20 protein-coding genes are annotated in these 22,266 nt (G+C 68.6%); 10 read left to right on the forward strand and 10 right to left on the reverse strand.

The annotated features are described in order from the left end of the window. Position 1: 1 nt before the first annotated feature. The 4 genes from BMZ47_RS06845 to cpdR form a co-directional block, all read right to left on the reverse strand. The gene (locus BMZ47_RS06845; protein WP_091860026.1) at positions 2 to 457 is read right to left on the reverse strand and encodes a DUF1178 family protein; all 456 of its coding nucleotides are present in this window, start codon (positions 455 to 457) and stop codon (positions 2 to 4) included. Beyond that, positions 454 to 1,323: a carbon-nitrogen hydrolase family protein gene (locus tag BMZ47_RS06850; RefSeq protein WP_091860028.1), complete on the reverse strand. Its 870-nt coding sequence runs from the start codon at positions 1,321 to 1,323 to the stop codon at positions 454 to 456. The genes BMZ47_RS06845 and BMZ47_RS06850 overlap by 4 nt, the downstream gene beginning before the upstream one ends. Further along, positions 1,316 to 1,585 (reverse strand): glutaredoxin 3, encoded by a 270-nt coding sequence (gene grxC / locus BMZ47_RS06855; protein WP_007558881.1) that lies wholly within the window; start codon positions 1,583 to 1,585, stop codon positions 1,316 to 1,318. The genes BMZ47_RS06850 and grxC overlap by 8 nt, the downstream gene beginning before the upstream one ends. A gap of 105 nt (positions 1,586 to 1,690) precedes the next feature. Then, on the reverse strand, positions 1,691 to 2,047 hold the full coding sequence (cpdR, locus tag BMZ47_RS06860) for a cell cycle two-component system response regulator CpdR (RefSeq protein ID WP_007558883.1): 357 nt from the start codon (positions 2,045 to 2,047) through the stop codon (positions 1,691 to 1,693). Between the two features lie 209 nt (positions 2,048 to 2,256). Between cpdR and BMZ47_RS06865 the strand changes: the two genes are divergently transcribed. After that, positions 2,257 to 3,159 (forward strand): N-formylglutamate amidohydrolase, encoded by a 903-nt coding sequence (locus BMZ47_RS06865; protein WP_007558886.1) that lies wholly within the window; start codon positions 2,257 to 2,259, stop codon positions 3,157 to 3,159. 242 nt (positions 3,160 to 3,401) lie between these two features. Here the strand turns inward: BMZ47_RS06865 and galU are convergent, their stop codons facing one another. Next, positions 3,402 to 4,268: a UTP--glucose-1-phosphate uridylyltransferase GalU gene (galU, locus tag BMZ47_RS06870; protein ID WP_007558888.1), complete on the reverse strand. Its 867-nt coding sequence runs from the start codon at positions 4,266 to 4,268 to the stop codon at positions 3,402 to 3,404. Positions 4,269 to 4,545: 277 nt separating this feature from the next. On the opposite strand from galU, the gene galE reads away from it, so the two are divergent. The 3 genes from galE to BMZ47_RS06885 all read left to right on the forward strand — a co-directional run bounded on the left by galE (position 4,546) and on the right by BMZ47_RS06885 (position 8,264). Further along, positions 4,546 to 5,538 carry a UDP-glucose 4-epimerase GalE gene (gene galE, locus BMZ47_RS06875; protein WP_091860030.1) on the forward strand — a complete coding sequence of 331 codons (993 nt, stop codon included), beginning with the start codon at positions 4,546 to 4,548 and terminating at the stop codon, positions 5,536 to 5,538. A gap of 4 nt (positions 5,539 to 5,542) precedes the next feature. Beyond that, positions 5,543 to 6,748: a lytic murein transglycosylase gene (locus tag BMZ47_RS06880; RefSeq protein ID WP_091860032.1), complete on the forward strand. Its 1,206-nt coding sequence runs from the start codon at positions 5,543 to 5,545 to the stop codon at positions 6,746 to 6,748. A 79-nt stretch (positions 6,749 to 6,827) separates the two neighbouring features. Beyond that, positions 6,828 to 8,264: an SGNH/GDSL hydrolase family protein gene (locus BMZ47_RS06885; protein ID WP_091860034.1), complete on the forward strand. Its 1,437-nt coding sequence runs from the start codon at positions 6,828 to 6,830 to the stop codon at positions 8,262 to 8,264. A 54-nt stretch (positions 8,265 to 8,318) separates the two neighbouring features. On the opposite strand, the gene BMZ47_RS06890 is transcribed toward BMZ47_RS06885, so the two are convergent. From BMZ47_RS06890 to gltB, 4 genes are all read right to left on the reverse strand, one after another. Continuing rightward, positions 8,319 to 9,752, reverse strand: a complete 1,434-nt coding sequence (locus BMZ47_RS06890) for a glutamate synthase subunit beta (RefSeq protein WP_007561741.1) — start codon at positions 9,750 to 9,752, stop codon at positions 8,319 to 8,321. Between the two features lie 68 nt (positions 9,753 to 9,820). Continuing rightward, on the reverse strand, positions 9,821 to 10,222 hold the full coding sequence (locus tag BMZ47_RS06895; RefSeq protein ID WP_091860036.1) for a type II toxin-antitoxin system VapC family toxin: 402 nt from the start codon (positions 10,220 to 10,222) through the stop codon (positions 9,821 to 9,823). Then, entirely contained in the window at positions 10,223 to 10,447 is a 225-nt protein-coding gene (locus BMZ47_RS06900; RefSeq protein ID WP_208601020.1) for an AbrB/MazE/SpoVT family DNA-binding domain-containing protein, read from the reverse strand. A gap of 25 nt (positions 10,448 to 10,472) precedes the next feature. Next, positions 10,473 to 15,188 (reverse strand): glutamate synthase large subunit, encoded by a 4,716-nt coding sequence (gene gltB, locus BMZ47_RS06905; RefSeq protein ID WP_091860040.1) that lies wholly within the window; start codon positions 15,186 to 15,188, stop codon positions 10,473 to 10,475. 540 nt (positions 15,189 to 15,728) lie between these two features. Between gltB and BMZ47_RS06910 the strand changes: the two genes are divergently transcribed. After that, on the forward strand, positions 15,729 to 16,610 hold the full coding sequence (locus BMZ47_RS06910) for a hypothetical protein (protein WP_091860042.1): 882 nt from the start codon (positions 15,729 to 15,731) through the stop codon (positions 16,608 to 16,610). A gap of 2 nt (positions 16,611 to 16,612) precedes the next feature. Here the strand turns inward: BMZ47_RS06910 and fdhD are convergent, their stop codons facing one another. Next, entirely contained in the window at positions 16,613 to 17,455 is an 843-nt protein-coding gene (gene fdhD / locus BMZ47_RS06915) for a formate dehydrogenase accessory sulfurtransferase FdhD (RefSeq protein WP_091860044.1), read from the reverse strand. Between the two features lie 299 nt (positions 17,456 to 17,754). Here fdhD and coxB point away from each other — a divergent pair, with 299 nt between their 5' ends. From coxB to BMZ47_RS06935, 5 genes are all read left to right on the forward strand, one after another. Beyond that, a complete protein-coding gene (gene coxB, locus BMZ47_RS06920) occupies positions 17,755 to 18,594 on the forward strand; it encodes a cytochrome c oxidase subunit II (protein WP_091860046.1) in 840 nt (279 codons plus the stop codon). Between the two features lie 50 nt (positions 18,595 to 18,644). Further along, positions 18,645 to 20,273: a cytochrome c oxidase subunit I gene (gene ctaD, locus BMZ47_RS06925; RefSeq protein ID WP_007561735.1), complete on the forward strand. Its 1,629-nt coding sequence runs from the start codon at positions 18,645 to 18,647 to the stop codon at positions 20,271 to 20,273. A 202-nt stretch (positions 20,274 to 20,475) separates the two neighbouring features. After that, positions 20,476 to 21,423: a heme o synthase gene (locus BMZ47_RS06930; RefSeq protein WP_091860048.1), complete on the forward strand. Its 948-nt coding sequence runs from the start codon at positions 20,476 to 20,478 to the stop codon at positions 21,421 to 21,423. A 5-nt stretch (positions 21,424 to 21,428) separates the two neighbouring features. After that, complete coding sequence (locus BMZ47_RS28440; RefSeq protein WP_007561732.1) at positions 21,429 to 21,593, forward strand: cytochrome c oxidase system small membrane protein; 165 nt, start codon at positions 21,429 to 21,431, stop codon at positions 21,591 to 21,593. Between the two features lie 8 nt (positions 21,594 to 21,601). Further along, positions 21,602 to 22,213: a cytochrome c oxidase assembly protein gene (locus BMZ47_RS06935; protein ID WP_091860050.1), complete on the forward strand. Its 612-nt coding sequence runs from the start codon at positions 21,602 to 21,604 to the stop codon at positions 22,211 to 22,213. Positions 22,214 to 22,266 lie beyond the last annotated feature (53 nt).

The raw sequence follows: 22,266 nt of genomic DNA on the forward strand, positions 1-22,266 counted from the left end.
CTCAGTTGCGGTCGTCGGGCATGATCGGGATCGGCGCCACGTCGATCCCTTCCTCGATGAGGGCCCGCGCCTCGGCCGGGCTCGCCTCCCCGTAGATCGGGCGGCCTTCCGCCTCGCCGTAATGGATCTTGCGCGCCTCCTCCGGGAAGCGCGTTCCGACATGCTCGGAATTGGCCACGATCTGCTCACGCAACGCGCGCAACATCGCGCGGACCTGACGCTCGGGCTCCGCGATCATCGGCATCGCCGCCTCGGGCTGGGCCACGACCGGTGCCGGAACCTGCCCGCGATCGGTGCGGGCCACGCTCGGGGCCATGAGCGCCTTCGTCACCTTCGCGCTGTCGCAGATCGGGCAGGTCACCAGCCCGCGCTCAGCCTGCGCATCGTAGGATTCGGAGGACGGAAACCAGCTGTCGAAGTTGTGGTCGGCGTCGCAGACCAGACTGTACCGGATCATTCTCTTGCTGACTGTGCGGCCCGAACCTCGGGCCCGATGCGCTCGACCGTGAACGCGCGTCCGTGTTGAAGCGCCGGGATTCGCGCCCGCGCATCCGCGACCTGAGCGAGATCGATCTCGGCCAGGATCACCCCCGGCTCCGCCCCGCCGGCATCGGCCAGCACGCGACCCCAGGGATCGACGATCAGCGAATGGCCGAAGGTCTCGCGGCCATCCTCGTGCACGCCGCCCTGCGCGGCCGAGATCACGAAGGCGCCGGTCTCGATCGCCCGCGCCCGCTGGAGGATGTGCCAGTGCGCCTCGCCGGTCTGGCGGGTGAAGCAGGCCGGCGCGGTGAGGATCTCGGCCCCCGCCTCAGCCAGCGCCCAGTAAAGGGCCGGGAAGCGGATATCATAGCAGATCGTCAGGCCGAGCATCGCCCAGGGCGTGGCCGCCACGACCGCGCAGGCGCCGCCCGTATAGGTGGCGGATTCGCGCCAGCGCTCGCCGCTCGGCAGGTCGACGTCGAACAGGTGGAGCTTGTCGTAGGAGGCCAGGATCTCGCCGTCGGCGCCGATCAGGTAGGCGCGGTTGGCGATCTTGTCGCCGGACCGCACGGCGATCGAGCCGATATGCACCACCGTGCCGGTCTCCCGGGCGGCCTGCCGCAGGCCGGCGAGGGTCGCGTCCTGATCTTCGGTGGTGACGCGCTCGAACAGGCGTTCGCGGCTGCGCTCGACCAGGGAGGTCATCTCGGGTGTCTGGATATAGGCCGCGCCGCGGCTGGCCGCCTCGCGCACGCCGGCCACGGCCGCGTCGCGGTTGGCGCCCGGATCGCGGCCCGAGCGCATCTGCACGCAAGCGGCAAGGAAGCGCCTCTCAGGCATCGGCCTTGTCCGTCAGGAGCGGATCGAGCTTGCCGGCGCGGTCGAGGGCGTAGAGGTCGTCGCAGCCGCCGACATGGGTCGTGCCGACGAAGATCTGCGGGACGCTGGTGCGCCCGCCGGCACGCTCGACCATCGTGGCCCGCGCACCCTGGGCGCGCTCCACGTCGATTTCCTGGAAGGCGACGCCCTTCTCCTTCAGCAGGCTCTTGGCCGCCGAGCAATAGGGGCACCAGGCCGTGGTGTAGATCGTGACCGGCTGCATGGCGTTCGTCGTCTCGCGCGGAACCTCCCACCATATAGGAGCGCGCCCGTCGAATTACCTATGCCCCTGTGGTCACAGCCGGACCGGTCGGAACGCGCCCGCCGCTCAGGCGGCCATCAGCTTCTCGACCTCATTGACGAGATCGCGCAGGTGGAACGGCTTGGAGAGGACCTTCGCGTCCTTCGGAGCCTTCGAATCCGGATTGAGCGCGACGGCGGCGAAGCCGGTGATGAACATCACCTTGATGTCCGGGTCGAGTTCGGTGGCGCGCCGCGCCAGCTCGATGCCGTCCATCTCGGGCATCACGATATCGGTGAGCAGCAGCTCGAACGGCTCCTCGCGCAGCCGGTTATAGGCCGAGAGGCCGTTGTCGAAGGACAGGACGTCGTAGCCCGCGTTCTGCAGCGCCTTGGCCAGGAACCGGCGCATGTCGTTGTCGTCTTCCGCCAGCAGGATTTTCATCGGCCGTTTCCGAGCCCTCGAGTCGAAATGTTGATCCCATAAAGGGAGGCGATGGTAAACAAGGTGTTAGGATCTGAGTTCGCAGCCGGCGCCGCGCGTCTCATGGATGGCGGTGTGGGCCGGCTGCACCAGAGTGGACAGCCGACCGTTCGCATACCACAGTGCGCGTCCGCCGCGTTTTCTCAACCGCCGGGGCCTGCACACATCCAATGATCGCGCCCGAAACGGTACAGCCCGACGCCTTCGGTTTTGCCCCGGCCTTCGAGGTCGACGAACCGGCGGCGCACACCCTGCCCTTCGTCTTCAATACCGGCCATTCCGGCGCCGTCTACCCCTCGGATTTCATCGCGGCTTCGCGTCTGGACGCGCTGAGCCTGCGCCGGTCCGAGGATGCGTATGTCGATCGCCTGTTCGCCTCGGTGGTCGAGCTCGGGGCGCCCCTGTTGCGGGCGAATTTTCCGCGGGCGTTCCTGGACGTGAATCGCGAGCCGTTCGAGCTCGACCCGCGCATGTTCGACGGTCGGCTGCCGCCCTTCGCCAACACGCGCTCGATGCGGGTGGCGGGCGGGCTCGGCACCGTTCCGCGGGTGGTCGCGGATGGTCAGGAGATCTACGCGCGTCGCCTCCCGGTCGGCGAGGCCACCGCGCGGATCGAGGCCCTGTACAAGCCCTACCATCGGGTGCTGCGCAGCCTGATCCAGCGTACGGCGCGCACCCACGGTCACTGCGTCCTGATCGACTGTCATTCGATGCCGTCCTCGAGTCTCGGCCGCGATGCCGAGGTCAAGGCGGACATGGTCCTGGGCGACCGGTACGGGACGGCCTGCGCCCCTGGCCTGATCGAGGCCTTCGAGGCCGCGTTCCGGAGCCAGGGATTCCGGGTGGTGCGCAACAAGCCCTATGCAGGCGGCTTCATCACCGAGCATTACGGTGAGCCGAATCTCGGACGGCATGCCCTGCAGATCGAGGTCAACCGGGCGCTCTACATGGACGAGGCGAGCCTCGCGATGACGCCGGATTTCCCGAGCTTGGCGAAGGCGTTGCGGATCGTCGTCGCCACCGTGGCGGCCGATCTCGGCGATCTGACACCCAGCAGGATGGCGGCCGAGTAGGGCCGCCGGCTCACCGGTATAAGGCTCACAGCGGCCAACGCCGAGGCCGGAAAAGAAAAAAGGCCACTCCCGAAGGAGCGGCCCGAAGTCTAGGGAGGAAACGCCCAAGAAGGGCTACGGGACCGCGACGCCATCGCGATCTCGCAATGCACAAATTACAGTGCGGCGCACAAGAAGCAAGGATTAAATCGCTCCGGCCTCCGCACAGGCTGCATGCCTCCGCCGCGCTTCGCGCAAAGCGCTCAGCCCTGCTCCAGCAGCTTGGCGATCTCAGCCTTCAGCGGTCCCGCCAAGTCCGGCCGCTCCAGCGCGTAGGCCAGGTTGGCGGTGAGGAAGCCGATCTTGGAGCCGGTATCGTAGGTCCGGCCCTCGTAGTGCATGCCGAAGAAATCCTGCGTTTCCATCAGGTCGATCATCGCGTCGGTGAGCTGGATCTCGCCGCCGGCACCCTTCTTCCCGTGCTCCAGGATCCCGAAGATCTCAGGCTGAAGGATGTAGCGGCCGGAGATGATGAAGTTCGACGGCGCGGTGCCCTGCTTGGGCTTCTCGACCATGCCGGTGATCTCGAAGGACTGGCCGTAGGTCTCGCCGACGCTGACGATGCCGTATTGGTGCGTCTCCTCCGGGGCCACCTCCTCGACCGCGATGATGTTGCCGCCGTGGCGCTCGTAGGTGGAGAGCATCTGCTGCATGCAACCGCGGCTCAGCATATCCGGCAGCAGCACCGCGAACGGCTCGTCGCCGACGATCTCGCGGGCGCACCAGACCGCGTGGCCGAGGCCGAGGGGGGCCTGCTGGCGGGTGAAGCTGGTCTGGCCCGCCTTCGGGAGATCGCGCTTCAGCTCCTCGTAGGCGGCGGTCTTTCCGCGCTCCTGAAGGGTGTGCTCCAGCTCGAACGCAATATCGAAATGATCCTCGATCACCGCCTTGCCGCGACCCGTGACGAAGATGAAGTGCTCGATGCCCGCCTCGCGCGCCTCGTCGACGACATGCTGGACGACCGGCCGGTCCACGACCGTGAGCATTTCCTTCGGGACCGCCTTGGTGGCGGGCAGGAAGCGGGTGCCCAGGCCCGCCACGGGCAGGACAGCCTTGCGGATCGGTTTCATCAAGCGGCAACTCCGGAAACTGAACGGAACGGCATGGGCAATGGTTCGGGCAGTGAGATAGCCTGGCGCGATGCTTCGCAAGGCCTCTACGTCGATAGTATGAGCCAAAGCACCGTAAATATACCGTCTGCGACCACCTAATGGGGCCGTTATCGAAGAGGAATCCCACGCGGCCCTTGAACGTGCGATGACGACGCGCCGTTACGTCTTCCCCGTCGCGGCCCGATCGGGCAAGGCTCGTCGGCGGCAGACGTGAGACGGCATCGGAGCGGACGACATGGCGGTTCTGGTGACGGGCGGGGCGGGGTATATCGGCAGCCACATGGTTCTGGCGCTGCTGGACGCGGGCCACGAGGAGATCGTGGTCCTCGACGACCTGTCCACCGGCTTCGACTGGGCCGTGCCCGAGGGCGTCAAGCTCGTGGTCGGCGACGTCGCCGACCAGGCGCTGGTCACCCAGACCATCCTGCAGCACCGGATCGACGCGCTCGCCCATTTCGCCGCCCGGATCGTCGTGCCGGCCTCGGTCGCCGACCCGCTCGGCTACTACCTGGCCAACACCGTCAAGACCCGCGCCCTGATCGAGGCCGCCACCCGCGCGGGCGTGCGCCACGTGATCTTCTCCTCGACGGCCGCCGTCTACGGCGAGCCCGAAGTGGTGCCGGTGCCCGAGGACCTGCCGCTCAACCCGATCAACCCCTACGGCCGCTCCAAGCTGATGAGCGAGTGGATGATCGCCGACGCGGCGGCGGCCCACGGCTTCACGTACGTGGTGCTGCGCTACTTCAACGTCGCCGGCGCCGATCCGGCCGGGCGCTCGGGGCAGTCGACCCCGGACGCCACGCACCTGATCAAGGTGGCGACCCAGGCCGCGCTCGGGCGGCGGGCGCGGCTCGACGTCTACGGCACGGACTACCCGACGCCGGACGGCTCGTGCCTGCGCGACTACATCCAGGTCTCGGACCTGGCGGAGGCGCACCGGGTGGCGCTGGACCACCTGCGCGGGGGCGGCGAGAGCCTGACGCTGAACTGCGGCTACGGCCGGGGTTACTCGGTTCTGGAGGTGATCGAGGTGGTCAAGCGGATCTCGGGGCGGGACTTCGAGGTGCGGCTGTGCCCGCGCCGACCCGGCGATCCGGCCCGGATCGTGGCCGAGGCCGGGCGGATCCGGTCGCGGCTCGGCTGGCAGCCCCGCCACGACGACCTCGACGCCATCGTCGCCCAGGCGCTCGCCTGGGAGGACAAACTCAGTACGCGCAATCGGATCTGAGCCGATGCCCTCCCGCCGCGCGCTGCTCGCAGCCGCCCTATGCCTCGCCCCGGGCCTCGCCTCGGCCGCGAAGCCGGCGGCGTCCGACGGCGCATTCCAGGCATTCATCGCGTCCCTGCGTCCCGATGCGGAAGCCCGCGGCGTGTCTCCCGAAACTTTCGCGGCGGCGTTCCGGGGCATCTCGGCGCCCGATCCTGGAATCCTGGCCCGGACGAAGCAGCAGGGCGAGTTCGGCCGACCGGTCTGGGACTATCTGGTGGGCGCCGTCTCGGCCGGCCGGATCACCCGCGGGCGCGCCCGCGCGGCTGCCCTCACGCAGACGATCACGGCCATCGAGCGGCGCTACGGGGTTCCGGGCTCGGTGGTGCTAGCCTTCTGGGGCATCGAATCGGATTTCGGCGCGAGCGTTGGGAGCGTCTCGACAGTCCGGGCGCTCGCGACCCTGGCGGAGGCGAAGCATCGCGGCACGCTGTTTCGCGACGAGCTCCTCGCCGCCCTCATCATACTTCAGCGGGGCGACATCACGCCTGACCGGATGCGCGGAAGTTGGGCCGGCGCCATGGGGCAGGTCCAGTTCCTGCCCTCGACCTATCTCGCGCACGCTGTCGATTTCGATGGCGACGGCCGCCGGGATATCTGGACGAGCGACGCGGATTCGCTGGCATCCATCGCGGCCTACCTCAAGGATCTCGGTTGGGATCCGGCCGTGTCCTGGGGCTACGAAGTGCGCCTGCCCGAAGGGTTCGACCTCGCCGACTACACCGGAGACCTCGGCAAATTCGCGGCTCGCGGGGTCCGGCGCGCGGACGGCAAGCCCCTGTCGGAGCAGGGCAAGGCGAGCCTGTTCCTGCCCGGTGGTCTCGGCGCGCCGGCCTTCCTGATCACCGGTAATTTCGAGGTGATCCGCGGCTACAACACCTCGGATTCCTACGCGCTGGCGGTCGGGCACCTCGCCGATCGCCTCGACGGCGGTCCGGGCCTTGCGGCGCCCTGGCCGACGGGCCCGCGGCTCGACGGTGCGGGGCTGCGCGCGCTTCAGTCCGGCTTGGCAGCGGCCGGCGTCTACGATGGCCCGAACGATGGCCGCGCCGGGCCGAAACTGCGCGAGGCGGTGCGCCGTTACCAGATCGGCGCTGGCCTTCAGGCGGATGGCTATGCCACGCCGGCCCTCCTCGACCATGTCCGGGACCGACACGGCCCCGGTCGATAGCGCCCGGTTTAGACGTGCGCGACGGTCTCCCGTATAGTGCCGTGGACCGATCGGCATCCGGTCGCGTTTGGAATGCGGGATGCGCATGAAAGTCGCTGTCTGGCGTCGCACGACCCGTCCGGCCCTCCTCGGGCTGGGCCTCCTGCTGTGCGAAGCGGGTCTTGCGCTGGTGGGCGGCACGCCTGCCCAGGCGCAGTGGGGCGACAGCTACCAGCAGCCGGGAAACGGGACCTATTACGAGGCGCCGCCGCGGCGTCGCCCGCGCGACGCGTATTACCGCGACGACGGATCCTACGCGCGCCAGCCCCGCTACGCTCCGCCCCAGGAGGCGCCGCGCCAGTTCTACTGGCCGTGGGAGGATCGGCCGCAGCAGGTCGCTCCCGCGCCGGAGCGCACCTACCGGGCCCCGCGCCCGCGCAGCAATTACGGCACCGCCGACGCCCAACGCCCCCCGCCCGTGATCAAGCGCCGGGAGCGGCCCGCCCGGGCCCCGACGCCGCCGAAGCCGGCCGTCGCCAAGACCGCGCCGAACGTGCAGATCGCGGTGTTCGGCGATTCGCTGGCGGACCATCTCGCCCGCGGCCTCGACGACGTCTTCGAGGACAATGCCGACATCGCCATCGTCGATCGCGCGAAGGGCGATAGCGGGCTCGTCCGCAAGGACGTGGTCGACTGGGCGAAGAGTGCCGAGGATTACCTCCGCGGCAACCCGAAGGTCCGCTACGGGCTCGTGATGCTGGGCGCCAACGACCGGCAGCCGATCCGCGAGGGTGAGGAGACGGCCGAGCCGCTGACCGATCGCTGGAAGGCCCTGTACCGCGCGCGGGTGGACGCCCTCGTGAAGGTGTTCGCCGATCACAAGATCCCGCTCGTCTGGGTCGGCCTCCCGCCGGTGCAGAGCGAGTCGCTGAGCCGGGACCTCGCCAGCATCAACGACATCGTCCGGGACAGCGTCACGAAGGCCGGCGCGACCTATGTCGACATCTGGCCGGGCTTCGTCGACGACCGGGACCGCTACGCCGCGTCCGGCCCCGATCCGGAGGGTCAGATCGCCAAGCTTCGGACCGCCGACGGCGTGCATTTCACCAAGGCGGGCGACCGGAAGCTCGCCCATTTTGCCGATGTCGAGCTGAAGCGGCTGATGGGCACCGCTGCCCCGGCGCTGACCGAGCCGCCGCCCACCGCGACCATCACCCCCGGGATTCCGGCCTCGACCTCCGGTCCGAGCCTCGACGGCTCCGGTCAGCCCACCGACACGGCGACGATCGATCGCCAGATCACCGCGATGCTGCCGAGCCTGCCGGAGCCGCCCGGGGTCCCGGCCCTGCCGGTCAAGCCCGTGGCCGGCCCGGTCGTGCCGCTCGGCCGGAACGAAGTCTCCCCCGGCGGGGCGTTGCTCACCGGCCGGCCGCGCGACGGCGACAATCTCGGCACCGTCGAGCGGACGCTCGTGCGGGGTGCTGCGCCCCCGCCCCAGCCCGGCCGCGCCGACGATTTCCGATGGCCGCCCGGTTGACGAAGCAGAATCGGCGCGGGTCTCGCGACCCGCGCCGGCGAAGCGCGGCGCCGCCTAACGCGGCAGGACGCTCGCACCCATCAAGGTCTCGTCGATGGCGCGGGCCGCCTGACGACCCTCACGGATCGCCCAGACCACCAGCGACTGACCCCGGCGCATATCGCCGGCGCTCCAGATCTTAGCGTCCGAAGTGCGGTAATCCTCCTCGTTGGCCTCGACATTGCCGCGCTTGCTCACGCTGATGCCGGATTGCTCGAGGAGCCCCTTCTGCACCGAGCCGGCGAAGCCAATCGCCATGAACACAAGGTCGGCCGGGAGGATGAACTCGGTGCCGGGGATCGGCTGACGCTTGGCATCGACGCGCGCGCAGACCACGCCGGTCAGCCGGCCCTTCTTGTTGCCGTCGAGCCGCAGGGTCGCCGCCTGGAACTCGCGCTCCGCGCCCTCGGCTTGGCTGGACGAGGTCCGCATCTTGGTCGGCCAGTACGGCCATACCGTCAGCTTGTCCTCGCGCTCGGGCGGGCGGGGGCGGATGTCGAGCTGGGTCACCGACAGGGCGCCCTGGCGGAAGGCGGTGCCGACGCAGTCCGACGCCGTGTCGCCGCCGCCGATCACCACGACGTTCTTGCCTGAGGCCAGGATCGGCGCCTCGCCGTTGCCGCGCATCGGCTCGGCCGCCACGCGCCGGTTCGACTGGACGAGATACGGCATCGCGTAGTGGACGCCCTCCAGTTCCTGACCGGGGAGCTGCGGGTTGCGCGGATCCTCCGCGCCGCCGCAGAACATCACCGCGTCGAACTCGGCCTTCAGCTCGTCCACCGGCTTGGTCACGCCGATATTCTGGTTGTAGTGGAAGACGACGCCCTCGGCCTCCATCTGCCGCACGCGGCGGTCAATGTGGCGCTTCTCCATCTTGAAGTCGGGGATGCCGTAGCGGAGCAGGCCGCCGGCCTTCGGCTCGCGCTCGAACACGTGGACGTCGTGGCCGACCCGGGCAAGCTGCTGGGCCGCGGCCAGGCCGGCGGGCCCAGAACCGACGATGGCCACACGCTTGCCGGTGCGGACCGCGGCCCGCTCGGGCTTGATCCAGCCCATGTTCCAGGCGCGGTCGGCGATCGCCTGCTCGATCGTCTTGATGGCGACCGGCTGGTTCTCCAGGTTGAGCGTGCACGCCTCCTCGCAGGGCGCGGGGCAGACGCGGCCGGTGAATTCGGGGAAGTTGTTGGTGGAGTGGAGGTTGCGCGACGCCTCCTCCCAATCTGACTGGAACACGAGGTCGTTCCAGTCCGGGATCTGGTTGTGGACCGGGCAGCCGGTCGGGCCGTGGCAGAACGGGATGCCGCAATCCATGCAGCGCGCCGCCTGTTTGGTCAGGTCGTGCTCGTCCAGCGGCAGCGTGAACTCGCGGAAGTGCCGAACGCGGTCGGCCGCGAGCTGGTACTTCTGCTCCTGCCGGTCGAACTCGAGGAAACCCGTGATCTTGCCCATCGGTCAGTCCAATCGCGCCGCTATGTCTTCCATCGGGTCGCCTCGCTCCGCAGTGGAGGGGGGATCGATTACGGGCGAACCCAGTTCTCGATCGCCAAACCGCTGATCCGCGCGAATTCCCGCGTGTTGTCCGTCACCAGTACGCTCCCATCGGCGAGAGCCTGAGTTGCGATGAGCAGGTCGTTGGCCCCGATCGGTGTCCCGGCCCGCTCAAGCCCGAGACGTAGGTTCGCGGAGATCGCGTCGTACGGGACTCGCCAGGGTTCGATCGAGACGGCGCCAAGCACCGCTTCGATCTGTCGTGTCAGCCGATCCGACCCTTTTCGCAGAGCGCCATACCGCAGTTCCGCTGCGACGACGACGCTTGTGTAGATTTCCGTCTCCCCGACCCGTCGGACCTGTTCCGCCACCGGGCCACGCGGCGACCGGACCATCGCCGAGAGGATGTTGGTGTCGAGCAGGTAGCGCATTCACAGGTGAACGTCGTCGGGCAGCGCGTCCGCGATCTCCGGCCAAGCCTCGTCGAGGTCGTCCAAGCTGTCGAGGACGCGCAGCAGCGAGGGACGTCCGACCGGCTCGACCACCAGCCTCGCCCCGTCCCGGCGCAGCAGCACGTCGTCGCCGCCCAGCATGAAGCCGGGCGGAATGTCGAGCCGCTGCCCGTCCGGGGTCCGGACCAGGCGGATGCGTGCCACCGGTTCGCCCATCGTGCCCCCGCCTCTACTCCGCCGCCACCGGCATCCGCGCCATCTCCATCTCGCGCAGCGCGCGGCGGTATTCCACCGGCATCACCTTGACGAACTTGGTGCGGAAGCTCGCCCAGTCGTCGAGGATCTGCTTGGCCCGCGGGCTGCCCGTATATTTGAGATGGTTGGTGATCAGCTGGCTCAGGCGCTCCTCGTCATGGCCGGACATGTCGGCCAGGATGTCGACGCGCCCCTTGGTCTCCAGATCGCCGTCCTGGTGGAAGCGGCGCATCAGGTCGTCCTCCTCCTCGACCGGCTCGAGATCGACCATCGAGAGGTTGCAGCGGGCCGAGAACGAGCCGTCCTCGTCCAGCACGTAGGCGATGCCGCCCGACATGCCGGCGGCGAAGTTGCGCCCGGTCTCGCCGATCGACACCACGACGCCGCCGGTCATGTACTCGCAGCCATGGTCGCCCATGCCTTCGACCACGGTGATCGCGCCGGAATTGCGCACCGCGAAGCGCTCGCCCGCGGCGCCCCGGATGTAGCACTCGCCGGCGATCGCCCCATAGAGCACGGTGTTGCCGACCATGATGGTCCGATCCGCGGGCGATTTCAGCGCGTCGCTCGGCCGGATGATCAGCTTGCCGCCCGACAGGCCCTTGCCGACATAGTCGTTGCCGTGGCCGGTCAGCTCGATGGTGACGCCGGCCGCGACCCAGGCGCCGAAGCTCTGACCGGCCGTGCCCGACAGCTTCACCACGATGGTGTCGTCGGGCAGCCCCTCGTGGCCGTGGGCCTTGGCGACCATGCCGGACAGCATCGCGCCCGCGGCCCGGTCCGAGTTCCGGATCGTGTCGGTGACCACCACCGGCTCGCCGGTCTCGATGGCGTGCTTGGCCTTCTCGATCAGGCGCCGGTCGAGGACCGTGTCGATCGGGTGGTGCTGCCGCTCCACGTGCCGGATGGCGATGCCTTCGGCCACCTTCGGACGGTGGAACAGCTTGGTGAAGTCGAGCCCGCGCGCCTTCCAGTGGGCGATGGCCTCGACCTTGTCGAGCACGTCCGACCGGCCGACCGCTTCCTCGAGCTTGGTGAAGCCCAGCGAGGCCAGGATCTCGCGCACCTCCTCCGCCACGAAGAAGAAGTAGTTCACCACATGCTCGGGCGTGCCCTTGAAGCGCTTGCGCAGGACCGGGTCCTGCGTGGCCACGCCCACCGGGCAGGTGTTGAGGTGGCACTTGCGCATCATGATGCAGCCGGCCGCGATCAGCGGCGCGGTCGAGAAGCCCATCTGGTCGGCGCCGAGCAGGGCGGCGATGACGACGTCGCGCCCGGTGCGAATGCCGCCATCGGCCTGGAGGGCGACGCGGCCGCGCAGGCCGTTGAGCACAAGCGTCTGCTGGGTCTCGGCGAGGCCGGTCTCCCAGGGGCCGCCCGCATGCTTCAGCGAGGTCAGCGGCGCGGCGCCGGTGCCGCCGTCATAGCCCGAGATCGTGATGTGGTCGGCGCGCGCCTTGGCGACGCCCGCCGCGACGGTGCCGACGCCGACCTCGGAGACGAGCTTGACCGACACGTCGGCCGACGGGTTCACGTTCTTCAAGTCGAAGATCAGCTGGGCCAGATCCTCGATCGAGTAGATGTCGTGGTGCGGCGGCGGCGAGATCAGGCCGACGCCCGGCGTGGCGTAGCGGACCTTGGCGATCTTGGCGTCGACCTTGTGGCCGGGCAGCTGACCGCCCTCGCCGGGCTTGGCACCCTGCGCGACCTTGATCTGCATCATGTCGGAATTCACGAGGTATTCGGTCGTGACTCCGAAGCGGCCCGAGGCGATCTGCTTGATCGCGGACCGGCGCGAGCGCCCGTCCGGCAGCGGCTTGAACCGCTCGACCTCCTCGCCGCCTTCGCCGGAATTCGACCGTCCGCCGAAGGAATTCAGCGCGATCGCCAGCGTCTCGTGCGCTTCCTTCGAGATCGACCCGTAGGACATCGCCCCCGTGGCAAAGCGCTTGACGATCTCGGCAGCCGGCTCGACCGAATCGAGCGGCACCGGCGCGCGGCCGAGCTCGGCCGCCGACTTGAGCCGGAACAGCCCGCGCAGGGTCTTGAGCTGGTTCTCCTGCCGGTTCACCAGCGCGGCATATTCGCGGTAGCGCTCGGGCACGTTGAGGCGCACCGAGTGCTGGAGCGTCGCGATCGTGTCGGGCGTCCAGGTATGGGCCTCGCCGCGCAGCCGGTAGGCGTATTCGCCGCCGACATCGAGGGCGTTCCGGTAGATCGGCGCGTCGCCGAAGGCGTCGCGGTGACGGCGTACCGTCTCCTCCGCGACCTCGGCCATGCCGACGCCCTCGATGGTCGTGGCCGTGCCGAAGAAGTCGCGGCTGACGAAGGTCGAGTTCAGGCCGACCGCGTCGAAGATCTGCGCGCCGCAATAGGACTGGTAGGTCGAGATGCCCATCTTGGACATGACCTTGAGCAGGCCCTTATCGATCGCCTTGATGTAGCGGTAGATGATCTCGTCGTCCGTGAGGTCCGGCGGGAACTCGTTCTTCATCGCCAGGAGCGTCTCGAAGGCGAGGTAGGGGTTCACCGCCTCGGCCCCGTAGCCGGCCAGGCAGGCGAAATGGTGCACCTCGCGCGGCTCGCCCGATTCGACCACGAGCCCGACCGAGGTGCGAAGCCCCTTGCGGATCAGGTAGTTGTGCACGGACGCCGTGGCGAGCAGCGCCGGGATCGGGATCCGGTCCGGCCCGACCGCCCGGTCGGTGAGCACGATGATGTTGTAGCCGCCGCGCACCGCCGCCTCGGCCCGGTCGCAGAGCCGGTCGAGCGCGCCGTCCATGGCCTGCGCGCCCATCTCGGCCGGGTAGGTCATGTCCAGGGTCTTGGTGTCGAACCGGTCCTCGAAATGGCCGATCGAGCGGATCTTCTCCAGGTCGCCGTTGGTCAAGATCGGCTGGCGGACCTCCAGGCGCTTGCGCCGGGACGCGCCCTCCATGTCGAGCAGGTTCGGCCGCGGCCCGATGAACGAGACGAGGCTCATCACCGCCTCTTCCCGGATCGGGTCGATCGGCGGGTTGGTGACCTGCGCGAAGTTCTGCTTGAAGTAGGTGTAGAGCAGCTTCGACTTCTCGGAGAGCGCCGAGAGCGGCGTATCCGTGCCCATCGAGCCGACCGCCTCCTGGCCGGTGACGGCCATGGGCTGCATCAGCAGCTTCAGATCTTCCTGGGTGTAGCCGAAGGCCTGCTGGCGATCGAGCAGGCTCACGTCGGAGCGGGTCTCCCGCGCCACGACGGGCTTGAGATCCTCTAGCACGATCTGGGTGTTCTTGACCCAGTCGGCATAGGGATGCGCGGCGGCGAGCTCGCCCTTGATCTCCTCGTCGGAGACGATCCGGCCCTTCTGCAGGTCGATCAGCAGCATCCGGCCCGGCTGCAGGCGCCAGGACTGGACGATCTTCTCGTCCGGGATCGGCAGCGTGCCCATCTCGGAGGCGAGCACGACCAGCCCGTCATCGGTGACGATGTAGCGGGCCGGGCGCAGGCCGTTCCGGTCGAGGGTGGCGCCGATCTGGCGGCCATCCGTGAAGGCCACGGCTGCCGGGCCGTCCCACGGCTCCATCAGGGCAGCGTGGTACTCGTAGAAGGCGCGCCGCTCCTCGCTCATGAGCGGATTGCCGGCCCAGGCCTCCGGGATCAGCATCATCATGGCGTGGGCGAGCGGGTAGCCGCCCTGCACGAGGAACTCGAGGGCGTTGTCGAAGCAGGCGGTGTCGGACTGGCCCTCGTAGGAGATCGGCCAGAGCTTCGAGATGTCGTTGCCGAACAGGTCCGAATCGACGCTCGCCTGGCGCGCCGCCATCCAGTTGACGTTGCCGCGCAGCGTGTTGATCTCGCCGTTATGGGCGACCATCCGGTAGGGATGCGACAGCCGCCAGGTCGGGAAGGTGTTGGTGGCGAAGCGCTGGTGGACCAGGGCGATCGCCGAGACGAACCGCTCGTCCTTCAGGTCGAGGAAGTAGTCACCGATCTGCGTGACCAGCACCATGCCCTTGTAGACGATGGTCCGGGTCGAGACCGAGACCGGATAGAATTCCTTCACCCGCGGATCGTCGAGGGCGTAGACCTTGTTCGAGATCACCTTGCGGGCGACGAAGACGCGCCGCTCGAACGTGTCCTGGTCGGTGACCGAGGCCGGACGGCCGATGAACACCTGCCGGTGATGCGGCTCTGTGGCCTTCACGGCCACGCCGAGATCCTCCGGATCGACCGGCACGTCGCGCCAGCCGAGCAGCGGCAGGCCCTCATCCGCCAGGGCCGCCTCGATGATGCCCTGGATGATCGCCCGGGGCTCCTCGGCCTTGGGCATGAACAGCTGGCCGATGGCGTATTGCCCGGCCGGCGGCAGCTCGAAGCCGAGCCGCGAGCACTCGTCGGCGAAGAAGCCGTGCGGAATCTGGGTGAGGATACCGCAGCCGTCGCCCATCTTCGGATCCGCGCCCACCGCGCCGCGATGGTCGAGATTCTCGAGGATCTTCAGGCCCTGCTGGACGATGGCATGGGTCCGGCGGTCGTGCATGTCGGCGATGAAGCCGACGCCGCAGGCGTCGCGCTCATTGGCCGGATCGTAGGCGCCCTGGGCTTTGGGCAGAGCGGGATCGCGCACCGTAAGCGGCATCGCGCCGCCGCGCGGGGCGACAGCCTGGAACTCGGAAGCGGCAAACTCTTCGGCGGGTCCGCGCTGGGCCATGCTTCGTCTCGTCCTTCCCTCGATCCCCCACCGTCGGCGCGTCCGCGAGCATGTTCCATGCCCGCGAGCCACAACCGGCCGGCGCCCCGACCCGATGCCGCAGGCGATCCGGTCGGTCCCCACAGGGACGTGTCCGTCGACCTCCGTTCATCGAGAACCCGGACCGCTCCAGGAGCGGCGCGCTGGCGCGCTCGACACCATCTGCCGGATTTCTCGCTGGCGCGCGAGACGGAGACGGCTCGCATGCGCGGCCAATGGGACAGTCGTACTGTCCTAAGTCGCGAAATTGGCAGATTGAAACCGTTTCAGCAAGGGACCGCGCGAGCGCGTAGGCGCGGCATCGGCGACTTGGCTTAAACGCCTGTTCACCAGTGTCTTCCGCAATCTCGCCCGAATCACGCGGTCTACGACCCATGCCGAGCACAAGCGGCATGCGGGGCAACGACCTCGCCGGCATGGTCGAGGTCTGGGCACACCGGCCCGGACCATGCCGGAACCGGTTACTCTGCCGGGTCTCCAAGACGGGAACGCACCAGAGTGATGAGCGAGAACAGACTGGCCAGCCGCGCCCGGCGCGCAACGTCGCGTGCCCTCTGTGCAGCCTTGGTGTCCGGCAGCGCGATCCTGGCTCTCTGCCACGGCGCCAGCGCGCAATTCGCTTTCGAAGACGAGATCCTCCCGCCCCGTGTGATCGCGTGGCGCTTGGCCGATCGCGGGTTCAGCGGTGTGAGCCGCCCGCGCTTCGATGGGCGCGTCTACGTCGTCGACGCCGTCAGCCCCACGGGCGTTCCGATGCGGCTGTTCGTCGATCCCGCCGCGGGCGCGATCGTCGGGCGGCAGCGGCTCGGCGCACCGGAGAGCTATGCCCGTCTCGAGCGGCCCGCCCCCGGCTTCGGCTGGACCGAGGAGGACGCCGCGCCGCGCCGTGTCCTGCGGCCGGCCACGCCCGAGGATGTCCCGCCCCCGGCCGCCCGGCCGCTGCGCCGCGCCAATCCCGAGGCCCTGCGCCCGGATGCCAATCCCGATGGGCTCAATCCCGACGGCCGTGCGCGCCCGGATGCGCCGCGCAAGGTCGCCCGGGCGGCGCAGCCCGGTCGCCAGCCGGAGGCAAAGCCCGCGCTGCGCACGACGCCCGAGGCGCCGGCACCCAAGATCGCACCCGCCGAGGCGGCCAAGGCCGATCCGGCGGATGCCGCGAAGCCGGATACCAAGTCCGCCGCGATCGAGAAGGCACCGGAGGCGAATCCGGCCCCCGCGAATGCCGCGCCGGCCAAGCCGGCCTCGGGCGCCGTGGCCGAGGCGCCCAAGCCTGCGGCGCAGGATTGGAAGGATCCGCCGCCGGACAAGAAGCCGGTGCGAATCATCGGCGGCGCCACCATCGTCCCCGGCCCGTCCGAGAAAGAGCCCTCCGCGGCTCAGTAGCGCTACGCGCCCGGGATCAGCCGTTCGGCCCCGGTGAAGACGGTCAGCGTGTCGGAGCGGGCGATCGCGCAGAGGGTGATCCCGTGCATCGTCGCGCGCTCCAGGGCGAGAGAGGTCGGGGCCGAGATCGCGACGATCACGGCGGCGCCGAGCCGCGCGGCCTTCTCGACCATCTCGAACGAGCACCGGCTGGTGATCACCAGGAAGCCATCAGCGGTGTCGGTGCCGGCCCGCATCAGCGCGCCGATCAGCTTGTCCAGGGCATTGTGCCGGCCGACATCCTCCCGCACCGCGACCAGCGTACCGTCGAGCCGGGCCCAGGCCGCGGCGTGAACCGCGCGGGTCTCGGCACCCAGGACTTGGGCGGCATCGAGCCCCCCGAGTGCCCGGGCGATTGCCGGGAGCGCGACGCGAACATCCGGCGCCTCCCGCATCTCGGCCCTGGGCAGCTCGGCCAGATCCTCGATCCCGCAGACACCGCAGCCGGTCCGGCCGCTGATCGCGCGTTTGCGCGCCAGATGCTCCCGCAAGCGGCCGGGGGCGAGCTCGACATGCAGGCGCAGCCCATCCGGCGCGGCTTCGACCCGCGTTTCGCGGATCTCATCTCCGGATTCGACGATCCCCTCCGTCAGGCTGAAGCCGTAGGCGAAATCTTCCAGGTCGGCCGGCGTCGCCATCATCACGGCATGCGGCACGCTGCCGTAGATGAGGTTGACCGGCGCCTCGACGGCCAAAGACCGCACCCCCGCCTCGGGATTACCGGCCGTGTAGGCGACGACCTGCATCGGTGCCCGGACCGTGCAAGGCGGAAGCCCCAGCGCGCGCGCCTCAGGTTTCATCAACATCCAATGCTCCGACGCGGTCCCATAGCATTGCTGACATCGCGTTTCCGAGGCGTCCGAACAGAATCGAAGGCAGCGAAAGGTCCGGCCAACATCGCTCCGGCGGCTCGGGAAAGCGCTGGAATCGGCGCGCTGCGACGCTTGTGCGGTTGCACCCCGACCGCCCTTGTGATCTGAAGCCGCGATCGGATACACGCCGGGTAACACAACCGGCAGTCCGTCACGTCGGCACCATCCCGCGCTCAATCAAGACGGGAAAGGCCGCCGGGAAACCAAATCGTACGGGGAGCAACGAGAGGCAGATGCGGACGGTGCGGACGATCACCCGATCACCCTGGAGCCTCGCCGCCCTCGGCGCTTTGCTCACCCCGACATCCGGTGCGCTCGCGGCCGGCTTCGGACAGCCGGTGCCGTGGGAGATGAGCCGGCAGATCCCGGTCACCGAGAACGCGCGCGATATCCTCAGCTTCGAGATCGGCCTGCACTGGCTCTCGCTGGCCATCTCGGTCTTCGTGCTGGCCCTGATCCTGTGGTGCGTCTTCCGCTTCAACGAGAAGACCAACCCGACCCCGTCGCGCACCACCCACAACACCGCGATCGAGATCGCCTGGACGATCGTGCCGGTGCTGATCCTGGTCGCTGTGGCGATCCCGTCCTTCCGGCTGCTGCGCACGCAGCTGGCCGATCCGAAGGCCGACATGATCGTGAAGGTCATCGGTCACGCCTGGTACTGGTCCTACGAGTACCCGCAGACCGAGGCCGGCGGCGGCTTCACGTTCGATGCCAACATCGACGAGGACAAGCAGCCCCGCCTGCTCCAGACCGACAACGAGATGGTCGTGCCGCTGGGCAAGATCGTGAAGATCCAGGTCACCGCCGCGGACGTGCTGCATTCCTGGGCGATGCCGGCCTTCGGCTTCAAGATCGACGCCGTGCCGGGCCGCCTGAACCAGATGTGGTTCCGGGCCGACAAGGAAGGCACGTTCCACGGGCAGTGCTCCGAGCTCTGCGGCCAGCGTCATGCCTACATGCCGATCGTCGTGCGTGTGGTCAGCGAGCAGGCCTATGCCGACTGGCTGAAGGAGGCGAAGACCAAGTACGCCCGCATCGACAACGGCACGAGCTTCGCCGAGGCTCGCTAAGCTCCGGTTGACCGAACAGAACCCGTCAGATCCACAAGGCACCCGAATCCATGGCTACAGCCGCAGCCCATGCCGAGGCCCACGAGGTCCACGACCATAAGCCGTCGTTCTTCGCCCGCTGGTTCCTGTCGACGAACCACAAGGACATCGGCACCCTCTATCTGCTCTTCGCCTTCTGCGCCGGCATGATCGGCGCGTTCCTCTCCTTCGGTATCCGGATGGAGATGGAGGAGCCGGGGCTGCAGTACTTCTCGAATCCCGCGACCTACAACGTGTTCGTCACGGGCCACGGCCTCATCATGGTGTTCTTCATGGTGATGCCGGCACTGATCGGTGGCTTCGGCAACTGGTTCGTGCCCCTCATGATCGGCGCGCCGGACATGGCGTTCCCGCGCATGAACAACATCTCGTTCTGGCTCACGGTGGCGGGCTTCTGCTCCCTGCTGTGCTCGCTGTTCGTCGAGGGCGCCCCGGGCGCATCCGGCGCCGGCACCGGCTGGACGGTCTATCCGCCCCTCTCCACCGCCGGCCATCCCGGCCCGGCCGTCGATTTCGCGATCTTCGCCCTGCACCTGTCCGGCGCGGGCTCGATCCTCGGGGCGATCAACTTCATCACCACGATCCTGAACATGCGCGCCCCGGGCATGACGCTGCACAAGATGCCGCTCTTCGCCTGGGCCGAGCTGGTCACCGCCTTCCTGCTGCTGCTGTCGCTGCCGGTGCTCGCGGGCGCCATCACGATGCTGCTCACCGACCGCAACTTCGGTACGACCTTCTTCGACCCGGCCGGCGGCGGTGACCCGATCCTGTACCAGCACCTGTTCTGGTTCTTCGGCCACCCCGAAGTCTACATCATGATCCTGCCGGCCTTCGGCATCGTCTCGCACATCATCGCCACGTTCTCGCGCAAGCCGGTCTTCGGCTACCTCGCGATGGCCTACGCGATGGTCGCGATCGGCGTCGTCGGCTTCGTGGTCTGGGCCCACCACATGTACACGGTCGGCCTGTCGCTGCAGACGCAGTCCTACTTCGTGTTCGCCACCATGGTGATCGCGGTGCCCACGGGCGTGAAGATCTTCTCGTGGATCGCCACGATGTGGGGCGGCTCGATCCGCTTCACCGCGGCGATGCACTGGGCGGTGGGCTTCATCTTCCTGTTCACCGTCGGCGGCGTGACCGGCGTCGTGCTCGCCAACTCGGCGGTGGATAAGTACCTGCACGACACCTACTACGTCGTGGCGCACTTCCACTACGTGCTGTCGCTCGGCGCGGTGTTCATCATCTTCGCCGGCGTCTACTACTGGTTCCCGAAGATGACCGGCCACATCATCCCGGAATGGGCCGGCAAGCTGCACTTCTGGCTGGCCTTCATCGGCGCGAACGTCCTGTTCTTCCCGATGCACTTCCTCGGGCTGGCCGGTATGCCGCGTCGCTACGCCGACTATCCGGATGCCTTCGCGGCCTGGCACAAGGTCTCCACCTACGGCGGCCATATCTTCGGCCTCAGCATGTTCGTCTTCATCATCGGCGTCGTGCTGGCCTTCCGGTCGAAGGAGCGGGCTGCGGACAATCCGTGGGGCGAAGGCGCGACCACCCTCGAGTGGACGCTCCCCTCCCCGCCGCCCTTCCACCAGTTCGAGACCCTGCCGCGCATCGTCGACGAGCCGGGCGCGCACTGATCCATCCTCGCGAGGGCCGCATCCGCGGCCCTCGCCCTTCCCCGGAGGCCGCGACGGCGACCTCCCGGCAAGGGCGACCGAGACGGGCGATCCGCACGGGCCGCGTGTTCCACGCGCGCCGACCCTTGGAACTAGTCGATTTCGAAACGCGACCCGGCCGTGACGCGCGTGGCCGGGCGCCGATACAGCAGCGGCAGACGCGATGACGAGCCTGACCAACACGATCGGACCGGACGCACCGGCCCCGGCCTTCACGGCCGTCGGCGGCGACGTGCCGGACTATTTCGCCCTGCTCAAGCCGCGGGTGATGGTCCTCGTCATCTTCACCGCCCTGGTCGGCATGGTCGTCTCGCAAGGCCATGTGCAGCCGGCGATCGGCGTGATCTCGCTGCTGGCCATCGCGGTCGGCGCCGGGGCCTCCGGCTGCCTCAACATGTGGTGGGACGCCGATATCGACGCCGTAATGACCCGGACGGCGCAGCGCCCGATCCCGGCCGGCCGGATCTCCTCCGAGGAGGCACTCGGCTTCGGCTTGTTCCTGTCGGTGGCGTCCGTGCTCGTGCTGGGCCTGGCCGCGAACTGGCTGGCGGCTGGGCTGCTCGCTTTCACGATCGTCTTCTATGCCGTGATCTACTCGATGTGGCTGAAGCGGGCGACCGCGCAGAACATCGTGATCGGCGGTGCCGCCGGCGCGCTCCCGCCGGTGATCGGTCAGGCCGTGGTCTCGGGCTCGGTCGGGATCGAATCCCTGGTCCTGTTCGCGATCATCTTCATCTGGACGCCGCCCCACTTCTGGGCGCTCGCGCTGATCAAGGCCGAGGAATATGCCCGCGCCGGCATCCCGATGATGCCCAACGTCGCCGGCCCGGCCTCCACCCGCCGTCAGATCGTCTGGTACACCGTGTTCCTCGCCCCGCTCGGCCTCGTGCCGGTGGCCCTGGGCTTCGGCGGCCTGCTCTACGCGGTGATCGGCGTCCTCGGCGGCCTCGGCATGCTCGCCTTCAGCATCCGCGTCCTGAAGAACCGCGAAGGCGAGGCCGAGAAGCGGGCCGCCATGGGCATGTTCGGCTTCTCGATCCTCTACCTGTTCGCGCTGTTCTCGGCGCTGCTGGCCGAGCAGAGCTTCGGCCTGTTCCGGCCGCTGGTCTGACCGCGATGCCGGATCCCGAGGTCCCGCAGCGTCAGCTCACCCCCGCGGAAGAGGCGCGGCGCCGCAAGCGTTCGGTGGCGATCGCTCTGGCGCTGGGCGCCTGGGTCCTGCTGTTCTTCGTGCTGACGATCGTCAAGCTCGGCCCGCAGATCCTCAGCCGACCGCTCTGAGGCGCACGATGACCGCATCCCGCCCCACATCCAGCCGCGGTGCCCGACGCACGGCGATCGCCTGCGCCGGCCTGGCCCTCGGCATGATCGGTCTCGCCTTCGCGTCGGTGCCGCTCTACGACGCGTTCTGCAAGGCGACCGGCTATGACGGCACGCCGCGCCAGGGTCCGGCCCTGGCGAGTTCCGCGGCCCGCGCGGACGACAGCATGGTCGTCCATTTCGACACCAACGTCGCCCCCGGCCTGCCCTGGAAGTTCATTCCCGAGGCGAACAACGTCGAGGCGAAGCTGGGAGAGACTAAGACGGTCTTCTTCCGGGTCCAGAACACCAGCAGCAAGCCCTCGACCGGCGTGGCGACCTTCAACGTCCAGCCCGGCCTGATGGGCAGCTATTTCGTCAAGATCGCCTGCTTCTGCTTCAACGAGCAGACCCTCCAGCCGGGCGAGACGTTGGACGTGCCGGTGGTGTTCTACGTCGATCCGGCCGTCCGGGAGGACTCGAACACCGCGCATCTCTCCGAGATGACGCTGTCCTATACCTATTTCGCCTCGAAGAACGGCCAGCCGGTGACGGCGGCGGTCGCGACCACAGGGGCTTCGGGCACGAAGCGCGATTTCTGATCGCGCATGCGTGACAACAGAGGTCGGCACCGACTAAGTGTGCGGACAAGCTT

The organism is Methylobacterium brachiatum, assembly GCF_900113845.1.
Lineage (GTDB): Bacteria > Pseudomonadota > Alphaproteobacteria > Rhizobiales > Beijerinckiaceae > Methylobacterium > Methylobacterium brachiatum.